12 protein-coding genes are annotated in these 15561 nt (G+C 42.1%); 7 read left to right on the top strand and 5 right to left on the bottom strand.

Annotation, left to right across the window (positions count from 1 at the left end; translation table 11 throughout):
* The coding region (locus tag PF479_RS07450) for a hypothetical protein (protein WP_298004333.1) at nucleotides 1-395 on the bottom strand (395 nt) is incomplete at its 3' end.
* A 117-nt stretch (nucleotides 396-512) separates the two neighbouring features.
* On the opposite strand from PF479_RS07450, the gene PF479_RS07445 reads away from it, so the two are divergent.
* Nucleotides 513-1691: a nucleoside-diphosphate kinase gene (locus PF479_RS07445; RefSeq protein WP_298004330.1), complete on the top strand. Its 1179-nt coding sequence runs from the start codon at nucleotides 513-515 to the stop codon at nucleotides 1689-1691.
* A 71-nt stretch (nucleotides 1692-1762) separates the two neighbouring features.
* Here the strand turns inward: PF479_RS07445 and PF479_RS07440 are convergent, their stop codons facing one another.
* Complete coding sequence (locus tag PF479_RS07440) at nucleotides 1763-3100, bottom strand: aspartate kinase (RefSeq protein WP_298004327.1); 1338 nt, start codon at nucleotides 3098-3100, stop codon at nucleotides 1763-1765.
* A gap of 261 nt (nucleotides 3101-3361) precedes the next feature.
* Here PF479_RS07440 and PF479_RS07435 point away from each other — a divergent pair, with 261 nt between their 5' ends.
* A complete protein-coding gene (locus PF479_RS07435) occupies nucleotides 3362-5803 on the top strand; it encodes a helicase C-terminal domain-containing protein (RefSeq protein ID WP_298004324.1) in 2442 nt (813 codons plus the stop codon).
* Nucleotides 5804-5841: 38 nt separating this feature from the next.
* Complete coding sequence (locus PF479_RS07430) at nucleotides 5842-6825, top strand: dihydroorotate dehydrogenase-like protein (RefSeq protein WP_298004321.1); 984 nt, start codon at nucleotides 5842-5844, stop codon at nucleotides 6823-6825.
* Between the two features lie 72 nt (nucleotides 6826-6897).
* Here PF479_RS07430 and PF479_RS07425 read toward each other — a convergent pair whose 3' ends face one another.
* Nucleotides 6898-7164, bottom strand: coding sequence for a co-chaperone GroES (locus tag PF479_RS07425; protein ID WP_298004318.1), 267 nt, complete (start codon nucleotides 7162-7164; stop codon nucleotides 6898-6900).
* Nucleotides 7165-7314: 150 nt separating this feature from the next.
* Between PF479_RS07425 and PF479_RS07420 the strand changes: the two genes are divergently transcribed.
* The 4 genes from PF479_RS07420 to PF479_RS07405 all read left to right on the top strand — a co-directional run bounded on the left by PF479_RS07420 (nucleotide 7315) and on the right by PF479_RS07405 (nucleotide 13554).
* On the top strand, nucleotides 7315-7770 hold the full coding sequence (locus tag PF479_RS07420) for an SEC-C domain-containing protein (protein ID WP_298004315.1): 456 nt from the start codon (nucleotides 7315-7317) through the stop codon (nucleotides 7768-7770).
* A 189-nt stretch (nucleotides 7771-7959) separates the two neighbouring features.
* Nucleotides 7960-8805, top strand: coding sequence for an RNA polymerase sigma factor RpoD/SigA (locus PF479_RS07415; protein WP_298004312.1), 846 nt, complete (start codon nucleotides 7960-7962; stop codon nucleotides 8803-8805).
* 212 nt (nucleotides 8806-9017) lie between these two features.
* A complete protein-coding gene (ppdK, locus tag PF479_RS07410; protein WP_298004309.1) occupies nucleotides 9018-11681 on the top strand; it encodes a pyruvate, phosphate dikinase in 2664 nt (887 codons plus the stop codon).
* 235 nt (nucleotides 11682-11916) lie between these two features.
* Nucleotides 11917-13554 (top strand): ABC-F family ATP-binding cassette domain-containing protein, encoded by a 1638-nt coding sequence (locus PF479_RS07405; RefSeq protein ID WP_298004288.1) that lies wholly within the window; start codon nucleotides 11917-11919, stop codon nucleotides 13552-13554.
* Between the two features lie 61 nt (nucleotides 13555-13615).
* Here the strand turns inward: PF479_RS07405 and PF479_RS07400 are convergent, their stop codons facing one another.
* Nucleotides 13616-14641 carry an ABC transporter permease gene (locus PF479_RS07400; protein ID WP_298004285.1) on the bottom strand — a complete coding sequence of 342 codons (1026 nt, stop codon included), beginning with the start codon at nucleotides 14639-14641 and terminating at the stop codon, nucleotides 13616-13618.
* A gap of 11 nt (nucleotides 14642-14652) precedes the next feature.
* Nucleotides 14653-15534, bottom strand: a complete 882-nt coding sequence (locus PF479_RS07395; RefSeq protein WP_298004282.1) for an ABC transporter ATP-binding protein — start codon at nucleotides 15532-15534, stop codon at nucleotides 14653-14655.
* Between the last annotated feature and the right edge of the window lie 27 nt (nucleotides 15535-15561).

The following is a 15561-nucleotide window of genomic DNA, read 5'->3' as shown; positions in this document are numbered from 1 at the left end:
TCATCACACAATTGAAAATGTGCGTTGACAGCTCCTGTCAATTGACCGGCGGGAGCTGTTTCAGAAATCATCATTTCCAGCCGTAGTACTGCGTTTCCATAGTATTGGACAATCTCAGCTTCATCCAATACTCCTTCAGAATAGAGGGTGGAGCCGAAGAGTATTGAATTTGAAACCAGCCCTTCCAGGCGAAAATTCACCGGATCAAAAGTCTGATGATAATCTTCCGGAAAGAGAAACTCCACCGATATAACGGCTTTTTCTCCAGGTCTATAAGTCTCCTTGTCCAAGGTCATAATCAGTTCCGGGTCGGGTGGTCCGCTTTGTCCGGGAAGACTGATCTGGGAAAATAATGGAGCAAGACCGCAGATCAGAAATATTAAAAATAAATACAATTTCTTATTCATATATAGGAATATAAATAAGTTTGATTCATAAATCAATGTTGACCTCAGAGCATAACGCTGTTACATTAGGCATTATTATATTATTTAAAGGTAAAGAAAGAACAAATGTCCCAAGAACTGTCCTATATTTTAATCACACCTTATACTATTGCAAAGTCCAGAACAGGGGGTGTTCTTTCAAGACTCCTATCAAGAATTGATCTGGAATTGGTTGGTACTCAGATATTTGCTCCCTCTCAGGAACTGGCTGATGCCTATGCCGCATCCTTATATAAGCAATCAGTTGCCACAAGTTCAGCCAGTGCAAGATTGCTGAGTGATTTTGTCCTCAAGACATTTACTCCCACAAACGGTCGCCGCCATAGAGTCATGATGCTTCTTTTTCAGGGAGACGATGCCTGCAAAAAACTCTCTGATATTGCGGGAGCACTCTATCCTGAAAACAGGAGTATTGAATCCATAACGGGTGAAACAATTAGAGATACCTATGCGGATCTGGAAAAGGATCAAGAGGGTAAAATCATCTATTTTGAACCTGCCGTGATGACCCCCCGCAGTCAGCGGACGGCCATTGAAAATATGAAAATATTCGCGCCTTTTATAGAGAATGAGCCCAATATTGTAGAAAATATGGTATATCCTGATAATCAGGCGGTGGAACGGACTCTGGTTATTATCAAACCAGATAACTGGAAGTATGCCAGTTCCCGACCTGGCACCATCATCGATATGTTCAGCAGAACTGGTCTCCGGCTGATCGCATGCAAAAAATATCAGATGAGTGTTTCCGAAGCCCTTGAATTCTACGGGCCCGTTAAAGATGCCCTTATTTCAAAGCTGGGACCCATGATCGGAGCAAGAGCCAAAGTCGTGCTTGAAAAAGAGTTTAACCTGCCCCTATCCATTTCTCTGGATAAAACTCTTCAGGACAGTTTTGGTGTTGAATATGCTACGGATCAGTTTTATAAAATAATTGAGTTCATGTCCGGCACCAGACCGGATAAGTGCCCCCAGGATGAACTGGAACAACCTGGTAAAGTCAAATGCATGGTTCTTATCTATGAAGGAGTGAATGCGGTCATTAAAATCAGGGATGTCCTGGGACCGACAGATCCGACAAAGGCTCCCGGTGGAACGATTAGAAGAGAATTCGGTCATGATGTGATGGTCAATACGGCTCATGCATCAGATTCAGAAGAAAATGCACGCCGGGAAATGACAATTGTTAAAATGCAGAAAAACAATTGTGCTAAAATCATGAAAAAGTATCTTAAGAATTTGTAAATACAACTCTGACAATAAATAAAATGGCTGCCCCCTGTTGTGAGGAGAGCAGCCTTTTTTTATTGAATTTATCAGCTCAGGAAAGAATCATGCAGTTTTTGTATGGCAGAATCCGCTTTTTCCTGGGGAACAACAACGGATAAATTGATATCTGAGGACCCCAGGGAGATCATTCTCACGGGAGTCTCTTCCAAAATTGCAAATACCCTGGATATAAAACGGGAGTCTTTCCAAAGATCCTGTCCCACCATACAAATAATACTCTTATCATGCTCCACGGATATACTCGCTATAAGGCTGATCTCTTTGATGATTGATTCCAAATCCTGGGTATTTTCAATGGTTATGGAAACTGACACTTCTGAGGTAGATATTAAATCAACAGGAGTCTTGTATTTCTCAAAAATGGCGAAGATTCTGCTGAGAAATCCATAGGCATTGAGCATCTTGGAAGAGCTGATATTAATCAGAGTGATTTCTTTTTTTGCGGCAATGGCCTTCAGTCCTGTACCTGTAAGAATATGCTCTATTCTTGTCCCGGGGTGTTCGGGGTTTCCAGTATTTTTTACCAGAACAGGAATCTTGTTCCCAACCGCCGGTTGAATGGTTGCCGGGTGGACCACTTTGGCACCAAAATAGGCCAGCTCCCCGGCTTCTCTATAGCTTATGGATTGGATGGTCTTAACTCCTTTAACCGTGCGGGGATCAGAACTCATGATACCGTTAACGTCTGTCCATATCTGAATTTCATCCGCTGAGAGTGCCGACGCGATGATGGCTGCTGAATAGTCGCTGCCTCCCCGGCCCAGTGTCGTGGTGACCCCCCCCTGGGTGGACCCTATAAAACCCTGAGTCACTAAAAGGACTCCGGCTTCAGGAATGACTCTTTCTCTTATCCTGTCGTCTATTATATCCATTAATGGGGATGCTGCACCGAAGTTTTCATCGGTAAGCATAAACTCCCGTGCATCCAGAAATCTGGCTACCATATTTCTTTCCAGAGCTCGGTGGTTGATGATAGTTGTTGAGAGCCTTTCCCCGAAGGACAGAAGGGCATCCTGACTTCGGCTGGAGCATTCTCTGAGTAAAGACAGACCCTTGAGAAAGGAAATAAAATCATTAAACAGAGTATTCAATTTAGTTTCACAGTTTTTTAAATTCTCACCGCTTAGAAAGGAGTAGGCCGTGAGAAGATGAATACTCTTTAACTCTTCAAAGGGAGGAACCGAATCTGCCATTTTTCCAGATTCTGCAAGATTAATAAGTTCCAGGATGCAATCTGTTGTTTTTCCCATGGCTGAGGAAACAAGAACCGGTGCTTTATCAAGTTGAGCCTCGGCTATATTGAGAGCCTTATCTATCCAAATATTATCCTGAACAGAAGTGCCTCCGAATTTCATAACAATCATAATGTCTTCCTTTTTATCATTTCTAATATCTGTATAAATCTTTAATTTTAGTTGAAAAATATACATTTAGGGCCGTTTTGTCAACAAATCAGATCAGTTTGATTCTGTAATAGGCCTGCCATCGGCCAGTTTCATCTGCTATACTTAGTATTCATGAATAGGTCGGAAAAGCAGAGAGACTCAACACATAATTTTTTTTAAACTGATTCTGGTTTAAACTCAGGGAACCAGGTACTTTTTCACATTACCGGAGCAAAACATATGAAGCAGACCGATTTAACCGGCCGATTTATTGAGAATATCCGTTTAATAATGCTGTCTGATATTGATGAGAGTCAAGGATCTGAAGTCCTATGGGTAGCAAAAATTGATGAGGATAAAATCGTCTCCCATGTCACGGTTGTTGCCAGAGGACATGAATCGGCTGTTCCTGCCATAGCTGGTCAAATGGAAAAAGGGGATGTGATTATTCATAACCATCCGTCGGGAATACTCAGACCCAGTGATGCCGATCTAGCTCAGGCTTCCATGCTGGGGAATCAGGGAATAGGTTTCTTTATTGTCAATAATACAGTGGATGCTGTTTATGTGGTTGTGGAACCGGTATTGTATACCCCGGAAGTTCTTCTGGATGTTTCAGAGCTGGATTCCCTTCTTTCTCCAGGAGGACCGCTTTATGATATTGATCCCTATTATGAGGAACGACCCTGTCAGATCCATCTGCTGAATACCATCAGTAAGGGCTTCAACGAAGAAAAAATTATAGTTGCCGAAGCGGGTACTGGTGTTGGAAAATCTTTTTCATATCTTATTCCTGCTTTAAAATGGGCCTATATTAATGAGCAGCGGGTCGTTATCTCGACGGCAACCATCAACCTGCAGCAGCAGATTATGGAAAAAGACCTGCCTTTAGCCCAAAAACTCTGCGGAACCGATGTAAAAGCAGTTCTGGTGAAAGGCAGAAGGAATTACCTGTGTAAGAGTCGCCTTCAGGATGCACTGGATGAGAATTCTCTGTTCCGTGAAAAGGATGATTTTCTGCTCCAGATTAAAGAGTGGGGTGAAAATTCAAGAGATGGTTCTGTCACGGAACTCCCTTTTGTCCCCCCCGAAGAAGTCTGGTCAAAGGTCTGCAGCGACCCTGATGCCTGTTTTGGAGCCAGGTGCAGACATTTTGAGCAGTGTTTCGTCATGAAGTCCAGAAGAGAAGCTGCTGCAGCTGGTGTTCTGGTGGTGAATCACCATCTTTTCTTCGCCGATCTTTCGCTGCGGATCAGTGGCATGGGATTTGAAGGAGCTGCTATACTGCCGTCCTTCCATAAGGTGATATTTGATGAAGCCCATAATATTGAAAAAAGTGCCACAAGTTATTTTTCGAGCGAATATAACAGACTTCAGCTTCTCAAATACCTCAAACGTTTGTATTTGCAGAAAAAGGGACGCTCCCTGGGGATATTAGTTCGCATGGAGAAACTGATCCCTCCCCCTGCTGGCATTCTGTATTCGGAGATGATCAGAAATTTGAGATCCCAGGCGGAAATTCTGGATGCCCTGGCCTTCGATTTTTTCCCTGAGGAATCTTCAGTCCGTCTTCAGGATAACAGTCATCCTGATTATGTCAGGAAAATAAGAGAACCCTTACTGCAGACAAGGGAAAAACTGGCAGAACTTATTCAGGCATTAAACCGATGGTATGATCTTCTCCCGGAAGAAGATCTGGAAAACACTGTAGTTCTCGAATTTAAAATGATCATTAACCGTCTGAATCAATATTCAACATTTCTGAATAAATTCAGCCAGTTTGATGCAGAAGAAGAGGAGGTTGTATTCTGGCTTGAAAAAAAAATTCGGGACGGGAACTCCTATGTCCGCTTCATCATTACACCCCTTGATATCTCAGGATGGATGAAAACCGGTATCTATGACTCTTACAGTACCATCGTATTTACATCTGCTACTTTGACGATGGACAAAAGTTTTATATACTGGCAGAGAAGAATGGGATTGCAGGATCAACTTCAGGAGAGACTTGTTACCAGGCAGTTTGAGTCCCCTTTCCCCTACAAGGAAAATGTTTTGCTGGGACTGCCCGAGGATATGCCGGATCCTTCATCAGGAGAATACAGGAAGGCACTGGTTACTTCCATCAAACAGTTACTGGAATGCAACGAAGGGCGTGCACTTGTTCTGTTTACTTCCTATGAACTTCTTAAATATTGTTATGAAATCCTGCTGGATGAATGGTCACTGCCAGAGATAAATCTCCTCCGTCAGGGATTTGAAGACAGAGCCCGACTGCTTAAAAGGTTTGGAGAAGATACGGGGAGTGTTCTCTTTGCAACGGATTCTTTCTGGGAAGGTGTGGATACGCCCGGCGAGTCATTGAGAATGGTCATCATCTGCCGTCTTCCCTTCAGGGTTCCCACGGATCCGGTCTATCAGGCGCGGCTGGAGGCTGTGGTGAAAAGGGGAGGGAATGCCTTTCGCGAACTCTCTCTCCCAGAGGCTGTAATGAAGTTCAGACAGGGTTTTGGAAGATTGATGAGAAGAACCACAGATCGTGGCGCGGTTATTGTCATGGATTCACGGATCGTATCAAAAAATTACGGAATTGTATTCTTAAGATCTCTTCCGGAAACCATTGTTTCAAAAAAGAGATTTGCTTCAGTCCTTGAGGATTTGGAGAATTTCATATATGTATAACAGAAAATGTTTTATAGTTTTATTAGAAGGAGTAGCGAATGGCTGATTTACGTACAACTTATATGGGGCTGGAATTGAAGAATCCCTTCATCGTTTCCAGTTCCGGACTCACAGATTCTGTAGAAAAGGTGATCAAAGCAGAACAAGCCGGTGCTGGAGCAGTTATTTTAAAATCCCTCTTTGAAGAAGATATTGCCAATGCCGCCCAAAAGGATGGTTCGCTGGATACCTATGCCACTCACCCCGAAGCCATGGAATATATTACCCATCTGGGAATGCTACAGCATCCTGATGCCTATCTGGAATTAGTAGAACAGTCCGTCAAGGCTGTAAATATACCAGTGATCGCCAGCTTGAATTGTTATTCTGATGAATGGTGGCTCGATTATGCACAGCGGATTGAGAAAATGGGTGCTCATGGTCTGGAATTGAACATTGCTCTTGTTCCCGTATCGGTAAAAAACAGCACCGAGGATGTGGAAAAACAGATCATCAGCATCGTCAAAAAGGCAGTGAAGGCAGTCAATATTCCTGTTTCCGTTAAAATCGGTTCCTCCTTCTCATCTCTTCCTGAAATTACGAATAAAATCAGACGGGCCGGCGCTTCGGCTATTGTATTATTCAACCGTTTTTACAGGCCTGATATAGATATTGAAAAGATTGAGTTCAAGAATGGAAACCCTCTTTCATCAGAGGATGAATACGGAGTTGTTTTGCGCTGGACTGGTATTCTTTCAGATCTGATCGATTGTGATTTTTCAGCGACAACCGGGATACATACAGCTGAATCGGCCATTAAGCTTATACTGGCAGGAGCCAATACCGTTCAGATCTGCTCAGTCTTATATAAACATGGTATATCATTTCTAACAGAAATGATTCAGCAAACCGAAGAATGGATGGATCGAAAAGAGTTTGTTAAAATTTCAGATTTTTTCAGTCTGCTCAGCATGGATGATGATGAAGAACGAAAATACTATCAGAGACTACAGTATGTGAAGGCTCTCAAAGGCCTGAAGTAGTCGTCTTCAATTCCTTAAAATGAAAAAAGCTGCTCATTACGAGCAGCTTTTTCTGTTTTTGCATAAGAAGAATTATTCTACAATTGCAATGATATCCTGCATTTTAATGATGAGGTGATCCACATCATTAATGCTGATTATTGTTCCTGCGTACTTGTCATACATTACCTTGTCACCTGCTTTCACAGTGATCAGCTCCTTATCGTCACCAATGGCCACAACGGTTGCAGTCTGAGTCTTTTCCTGAGCAGTTTCAGGAATATACAGACCAGAGGCAGTTTTGGTTTCTGCTTCAACTACTTTCAGCAGTACACGATCTCCTAAGGGTTTAATTGTCATGATAGATCCTCTCAATTAATTTAAAAGTTATTCATCTGATAATATACGGATTCTGGATAGGGGGGTCAAGAAAAAAGGACTATGAAAACAGGACTGTCGAATTTTCTTATTTTATTTGCTTCCTTTTAATTAAATTATTATTTTCAAAACATGGTTGCCCGGCAAAAAAATAATAAAGATGAACAATCTCTTTACGAAATGAATCCCTATGGAATGCCCCGCCAGAAGAACAGCCGGGAAGATGACCATCAGGCTTTTATCGCCATTCAGGTAGAGCGATACCTCAAACGAAAAACTCAGAAGCGTTTTTGCTCAGAAGCAGAAAAAGATGTCATCCTTCAGATTATAGGGGAGTATTGGAAGAATATAAGTGAATCCCCCCAAGTGGGTCATATGGATACAGATGATAAAATAAATACTTTTTATCATCAAACTCTTGTTTTTCCTTATTTTGTTGCCGACGAGGAGTCACTCATATGCATCGATTTTACAAAAAAAAGAAAATTGCGGTCTGATGATGACTGTTTCTGTGGTAGTGGTAGACCCTATAGAGAGTGCTGTGGAGGCATCAATACCCTCAAAGATCTATTAAATGGTTCATTCTGACACATAAAAAGGCTTTTAAACCATGTCTGGGTCAGGCTGACTCAAGGTTCTTCATTTTAAATTTCTATCAGTCATTAAAAATAAGATTTAATATTAATAATTTCTTTTATAGTAATCAATTATATTTAATAGTGGGATAGTCCTGAATTTTGGCACGGTATTTGTACTTATATAGGCAGGAGGACCTCAATGGCCTATACAAAATACAACGATGATGAAAATATTCTTTCAATATACCTGAAAGAAATAAATAAAATTCCTCTTTTAACCAGGGAAGAAGAAGATGATATTGCAAGAAAAGCTGTTAAAGGTGATCAGATTGCCAAAGACAGACTCGTGCGGTCCAATCTGCGTTTTGTTGTTAATGTTTCCAAGAAATATCAGAATCAGGGACTCCCTCTGGATGATCTTATCAGCGAAGGTAATATTGGTTTAATCAATGCTATCGAAAAGTATGATCCAGAAAAAGGATATCATTTCATATCCTATGCTGTATGGTGGATCAGACAATCTATTCTTAAAGCTGTGTATGAAAAATCCAGAATGATCAGACTCCCCTTGAATCGGGCCAACGAGCTGGTCCAGATTGAAAAAGTCCGTAAGGAATTGACCAAGATAAATGGAGAAGATCCCGATGCAGAAGAAATTTCAAATAATGTAGGGATCCATGTGGATGATGTCAAAAAATTGATGAACATTTCGAGAGACCTTGTCTCTCTTGAATCACCGACCCACAGTGAAGACAGTGTCTTAGGTGATTTTATTGAAGATGATCAATACAAAACTCCGGATAATCTGGTCATGGATATATTATTGTCTGAAGATATCAACAGTGTTCTTTCTACTCTGACTCCTAAAGAATCAGAAATACTAGAAAAAAGATTTGGTTTGAATGGTATAAAGCCTCTTTCTCTCAAAGAAATTGGAGATCACTACGGTTTGACTAAAGAAAGAATCAGACAGATCGAGAAAAAAGCCATTACCAGACTACAGCATCCCTCCAGAATTCAGTTTCTGAAAGCTTACGTTGCCTGACCTTAACAATTGTATAGTCTCCTCCTAGTGACAGCTATACGCCTGATTAGTGTTATGTTTTCGATCGAGTAGAATAAGCTATACGTCTGTATAGCTTATTTGGAATTCACCTCTCATATTTCCTTGACAGTTTTTCAGACCGGAATTAACATTTGGTAAGTTAATATGGATTATCCGTGTTAATTGAAAATTTAGTCGTTAAGAGGGACAGTATGAGTCAAGAAAAATTTGTTTACTTTTTTGGTGGAGGATCCGCAGAAGGAAAATCGGAAATGAAAGATACCCTGGGGGGAAAGGGTGCCAACCTGGCAGAAATGACAAATCTAGGAATTCCCGTCCCTCCTGGTTTCACTATCTCAACCGATGCATGTGAACTCTATTATGAAAACAATAAAGCCTATCCCGATTACATAGTTAAAGAAGTGGAACAACACCTCAAGAAACTGGAAGCCCAGATGGGTATGAAACTGGGTGATCATGATAATCCGCTTCTTGTCTCCGTTCGTTCCGGTGCCGCTATTTCCATGCCGGGTATGATGGATACGGTCCTGAATCTTGGATTGACTGAAAAAGCAGTAGAAGGCCTGGCCGCCCGATCAGGGAATGAAAGATTTGCCTGGGATGCGTACAGACGATTTATTCAGATGTTCGGGGACGTCGTAAAAGGAGTTCCCCATCATGCCTTCGAAGGTGCTCTCGATTCAATTAAAAGAGATAAAGGCGTTGAAAACGATAATGAACTCGATGCAGCTGACCTGAAAAAAGTGGTGTCCCGTTATCTTTCTGTCTATAAGGATGCTGTGAAGGAACCATTTCCCCAGGACCCCAAGGTTCAACTCTGGGCCGCTATTGATGCTGTTTTCGGTTCCTGGAAAAATGAGCGGGCCGATAAATACCGGGCCATCAACAAGATAGAAGGTCTCAAGGGAACGGCTGTGAATGTCCAGTCTATGGTATTTGGTAACTTTGGAGATACTTCCGGAACGGGAGTCTGTTTTTCAAGGGATCCATCTTCCGGTGAAAATTATTTTTACGGTGAATACCTTATGAATGCCCAGGGCGAAGATGTTGTTGCCGGGATCAGAACTCCGGAAAAACTCAGCACTCTTCAAAGTGGTAGCCCTGCCGTCTATGCAGAGCTTGTTGAAATCAAGGATAAACTTGAAAATCATTATAAAGATATGCAGGATATGGAATTTACAATCCAGGATGGGAAACTGTATATACTTCAGACCAGAAATGGTAAAAGAACCGGTCAAGCCGCAGTTCAGATTGCAGTAGATCTGGTCAAAGAAAAGATGATCGACAAAAAGGAAGCGATCATGAGGGTAACATCGTCACAGCTGGACCAGCTCTTGCACCCTATGATTGATCCGAAAGCTATGAAAGAAATTAAGCCTATAGCCAAAGGACTCAATGCTTCACCCGGTGCTGCCTGTGGTAAGATTGTTTTTACTGCGGAAGAAGCAGAAGCTTGGTTCCTGAAAGGGGAGCAGGTTATTCTTGTCAGAAAAGAGACATCTCCCGAAGATATTGGTGGTATGAATGTAGCTCAGGGAATCCTGACATCCACCGGGGGGATGACCTCTCATGCTGCCGTCGTCGCCCGTGGAATGGGAACACCCTGTGTAGCCGGTTGTAAAGAACTCATCATCAATGAAGAAACAAAAACCATGACTGTCGGGACAAAGATTTTCAAAGAGGGTAACTGGTGCTCTCTTGATGGTACGGATGGACTCGTATATGAAGGAGTTATTGATCTTATTCAGCCCGAACTATCCAGAAATCTCAATGAGTTTCTGCTCTGGACAGATGAAGTCAGAAAATCAGCCAGGAGAAAGGGTGTAGCAGACGGTTTCGGCATCAGAACAAATGCGGATTTACCTGCGGATGCGCTGAAGGGGCGGGAATTCGGTGCCGAAGGAATCGGCCTATGCCGTACAGAGCATATGTTCTTTGATGAAGAAAAGCTTAAATCCTTCAGAATCATGATTGTTGCCGACAGTAAAGAGAAGCGAATCGAGTCTCTGAAAAAGATCATGCCCCTCCAGATTGCTGACTTTGAAGGAATCTTCAGGTCCATGGACGGTCTTCCTGTCAATATCAGACTCCTCGACCCTCCATTGCATGAGTTTGTACCCCGTTCAAAAAGAGACATAGCCGAGCTGGCAGACATCATTGGAATCAGCAAAGAAGATCTACAGATCAGATTGAACTCTCTGGAAGAACAGAATCCTATGCTGGGGCATAGAGGCTGCCGTCTTGGAATTACTTATCCGGAGATTTACGACATGCAGGTCGAGGCTATTGCCCGAGCAGCCGTCAAGGTTCAGAAAGAAGGGATAAAAGTTCTTCCAGAAATAATGATTCCTCTTATCGGAACATATAAGGAATTTGTTCCTCTGCGAGAAAATGCCGAGAAAGTTCTAAACTTCGTGTTTAAAGAGACAGGTACGACCGTGGAATACCAGATTGGAACCATGATTGAAATACCAAGAGCGGCTCTGACAGCGGAAGATATCGCCAAATATGCAGATTACTTCTCCTTTGGAACCAACGACCTGACTCAGATGACCTTCGGGTATTCAAGAGATGATGTAGGGACATTCGTCCCTGAGTATATTAACAAAAAGATTCTCAAAGCCGATCCATTCCAGACCCTTGATCAGCACGGTGTTGGACTTCTGGTGGAACTGGGGGTTCAGAGAGGACGATCAACTAAGGCCGATCTGAAAACCAGTATCTGTGGTGAACACGGCGGTGATCCGGATTCCATCGATTTCTGTTATAGAACCGGACTCAATGTCGTATCCTGTTCTCCCTACAGAGTACCCATTGCAAGACTGGCTGCCGCTCAGGCTGTCATTAGAAACTGATTTTTAAGGGAAATGAAATTGTTAATTTTATTCCTTTAAAGCATATTTGTGTTTGGGGTCTTCTGTGTTACAGAAGACCCTATTTTATTAATCAGGAATATGTGAATCCCGGGAGATTGTCTATCCTGAAAATGATTCTTCTGTATATCCTTTAACTATTGACTTTAAATAACTTTACCTCTAAGTTTCAAGGCGAAAAACTTTAAAAAATCTAAAAAAATTACAGGAGATTCTTTTGATAACGGCAAGTAATATAACTCTCTCTTTCGGTAAGAGATTTCTGTTCAAGGAAGTGAATATAAAATTCACTCCCGGAAACTGCTATGGTCTTATCGGTGCCAATGGTTCCGGAAAATCAACATTTCTAAAAATTCTGTCTGGTGAAATAGATCAGGATTCAGGAGATGTGATTATTCCTCCGGGAGAACGACTTGCTGTTCTTGCACAGGATCATTACGCATTCAATGAACATTCAGTCTTAAACACAGTCATCATGGGACACAAGAAGCTGCATGAGGTGATGGTGGAAAAAGATAATATATATTTGAAAGAAGATTTCTCCGATGCCGATGGTATGAGAGCCTCCATACTGGAAGGTGATTTTGCTGATCTGAATGGATGGGAAGCCGAAAGTGAGGCGGCCACTCTTTTGGCTGGTCTGGGTGTAACAGAAGAGATGCATTCAAAACTGATGAAGGATGTGGATGATACACTCAAGGTCCGAATCCTCTTAGCCCAGGCAATCTTCGGAAATCCTGATATTCTCCTCTTGGATGAGCCAACCAACCACCTGGATATAGAATCCATCCGCTGGCTGGAAAACTTTCTCTATGGTTTCAAGAATACGGTCATTGTGGTTTCCCATGACAGGCACTTCCTCAATAAGGTCTGTACTCATATCGCCGACATTGATTATAACCAGATTCAGATCTATGCCGGAAACTATATGTTCTGGCAGCAGGCTAGTCAGTTATCTGCAAATCAGCGTAAGGATCAGGCTAAAAAACAGGAAGCCAAAGCGGATGAACTGAAAGCATTTATCCAGAGGTTTTCAGCGAATGCCTCAAAATCCAAACAAGCCACTTCCCGTAAAAAAGAACTGGATAAACTGGAAATAAACGAACTGCCTAAAACTTCAAGGCGTTTCCCTTATGTCGGTTTTGAACCAGACCGGGAGCCGGGTACAATCATTCTGGAATTAAAAAATATCAGTAAGACCGTTGATGGCGAGACACTTTTCAAGAATTGGGATCTCACCGTTGATAATGGAGACAAAATCGGTTTTGTCGGCCCTAATAACCAGGCGAAATCAGCCTTTATGGAAATTATAATGGGCAATCTGAAACCTGATACAGGTGATTTTAATTGGGGTGTCACCACTTCTCAATCATATTTCCCTAAAGATAATACCGGTTTTTTTGATACTGATGAAAATATGACTGAATGGCTCCGTAAGTATTCGGAGGAACAGGATGATTCTTATGTCAGAGGATTTCTGGGAAGGATGCTTTTTTCCGGTGATGAATCACTTAAAAAAGTGAAGGTTCTTTCGGGAGGTGAAAAAGTCCGCTGTATGCTTTCAAGAATGATGCTCAGTAAATCCAATGTCATTGTCCTGGATGATCCCACGGCTCACCTGGACCTTGAATCCATTACATCCCTCAATGACGGACTGATTAAATTCAATGGCATTGTTATATTCAGCAGCCATGACCATCAGTTTATCAATACGGTAGCCAACAGAATTATCGAGTTTACTCCCGGTGGAGTCATTGACCGTAAAATGACTTTTGAAGATTACCTTGACAGTGATGATGTCAGGGCAATGAGAGATCGGATGTATGGTGGTAAGCATGAAAGGATGACAATCTAAGCACTTGATTTCCCAATAAAAAAAGGTCCCGTAAGGGACCTTTTTTATTCTAACAAAGCCTTCAATCCCATTTAAAAGTCAAGGCGGCAATGGCCAGGAAGAGCAGTGTCATTCCTGTGAGAATCAGCAATTGAGGTGCAATGACGACAATTCCAGCTCCCTCCAGCATGATTTTTCGAGCCCCATCAATAAAATGAGTCAACGGGAGGAGCTTGGAAATCTTTTGAAGGATCTCAGGTGATCCTTCCAGGGAGAAAAAGACTCCAGATAAGATTATCATGGGAAATGTTACAAGGTTCATCAGTCCGCTTGCCAGTTCTTCACTCTTGATTCTTGCTGCAAATACAAGTCCCAGGGCGATCATACAGAAGATGGCAAGGGCTGTTATCAGAATCAGATTCAAGTAGGATCCTAACATCATAAAGCGGAGAAAAATATTGGTCCCTGCAAAAACAACGACCGATGTCGTTAGAACAATCAAAAAGCGGGATGCCATCTGGGCCAAAATAAAATTAAGAGAAGTGACAGGAGTAGCCTTTAGTCTTTTTAAAACGCCATTTTTTCTATAGCGGACAATGACGAATCCCACTCCGAAGAGGCAGCTGAAAAGCATATTCATTCCAATGACTCCGGGAACCAGCCAATCCACATAGCGAATCGCCTTGCCTGTCAGTTCTTCCCGCTTAAAATTATTCAGACTGAGACCTGACTCCGGGTTCAAGGACGCTAAGAGTTGGAGAACCTCTGCATTTTCTCCCTCTTTATTTATATAATAAGCATTCTGTTCAAAGTCTATTATCATATCCAGTTGATGATGCCTTACTTTTTTGATCAGATCTTCCTGTTCAGAATGATCCATGTCATATTCTATAAATTCAATCTGACTGATGCCTAAAAAGTTAAATTCCTGTTCTGTAGGAACAGGACCGATCAAACCGATCTTGAAGAGAGTATTGTTTCCTGATGAAAAGGCAAAGGAAAAACCAAAGACAAGGACCAGAGGAAAAAGAATATTCCAGTAAAATGTCCCTTTATCTCTGACAAATTCCATTGTTCTGGCCTTAACCATGGCTCTGAATTGTTTCATTATCGGCTCCTTCAGCTGCGTAGGGACGAACCTGTCAGTTTAATAAACAGGTCTTCCAGATTAGGTTTGTGTATAGACAGTCCCATAAGGTTCCAGGAGCATTTCTGAAGATCTTTGAGTGTTTCGTCCAGTACAATCGTCTGAATTTCAAGATTATCCCCGACTATAATACCGCCTTCCGGTAAAGTTCCAGAGATTTTTCCGTGGTGGGGGACTCTGACAAGAACTCCTTCAAAGTGTTTATCCAATAACTCTTCGGGTGGTGCACATTCCAGTATGATCCCTTTGTCCATGATGGCGATTGTATCGCATAGCCTTTGAGCTTCATCCATGTAGTGAGTCGTCAGCAGGACTGTTGCATTTTCTTTTTTGATATTTTCGATTAAATCCCAGAAGTTCCGCCGGGCTTGAGGATCCAGACCAGTTGTGGGTTCATCTAAAAAGACTATTTCCGGTCGGGGAATGATGGCCAGGGCCAGGAGCATCCGCTGTCGCTGGCCTCCGGATAGTTTTCTGTTGTCTCTGTCCAGAATATCCTGGAGTGAACAGATCTCAATCAAATCATCCATTTCCCGGGGAGCAGGATAAAAACTTCTAAAAAGTTCCAGTGTTTCCTTGACGGTTATAAACTCAGGAAGGGATGTACTTTGAAACTGTATCCCCACCTTTTGTTTGAAATGCTTGTCAATTGGTTTTCCCCGGAATAGTATTTCACCACTGTCAGGAGGGATGATCCCTTCCATTATCTCTATGCTGGTCGTTTTTCCGGCCCCATTGGGTCCTAATAGACCAAAACAACTGCCCTGGCGGATTGAAAGATCAATTCCTTTGACAGCCTCAACAGAAGCATAGCTTTTTTTAAGATTAACTACTTTTAGAATATCATTCATCATTCAAAAATAATCAGTGGAAGAGGAGAA

It is taken from the genome of Oceanispirochaeta sp., from assembly GCF_027859075.1.
Taxonomy (GTDB): domain Bacteria; phylum Spirochaetota; class Spirochaetia; order DSM-2461; family DSM-2461; genus Oceanispirochaeta.
The sequence above is the reverse complement of the archived record's forward strand: the minus strand, read 5'-3'. Positions and strand labels throughout refer to the sequence as shown.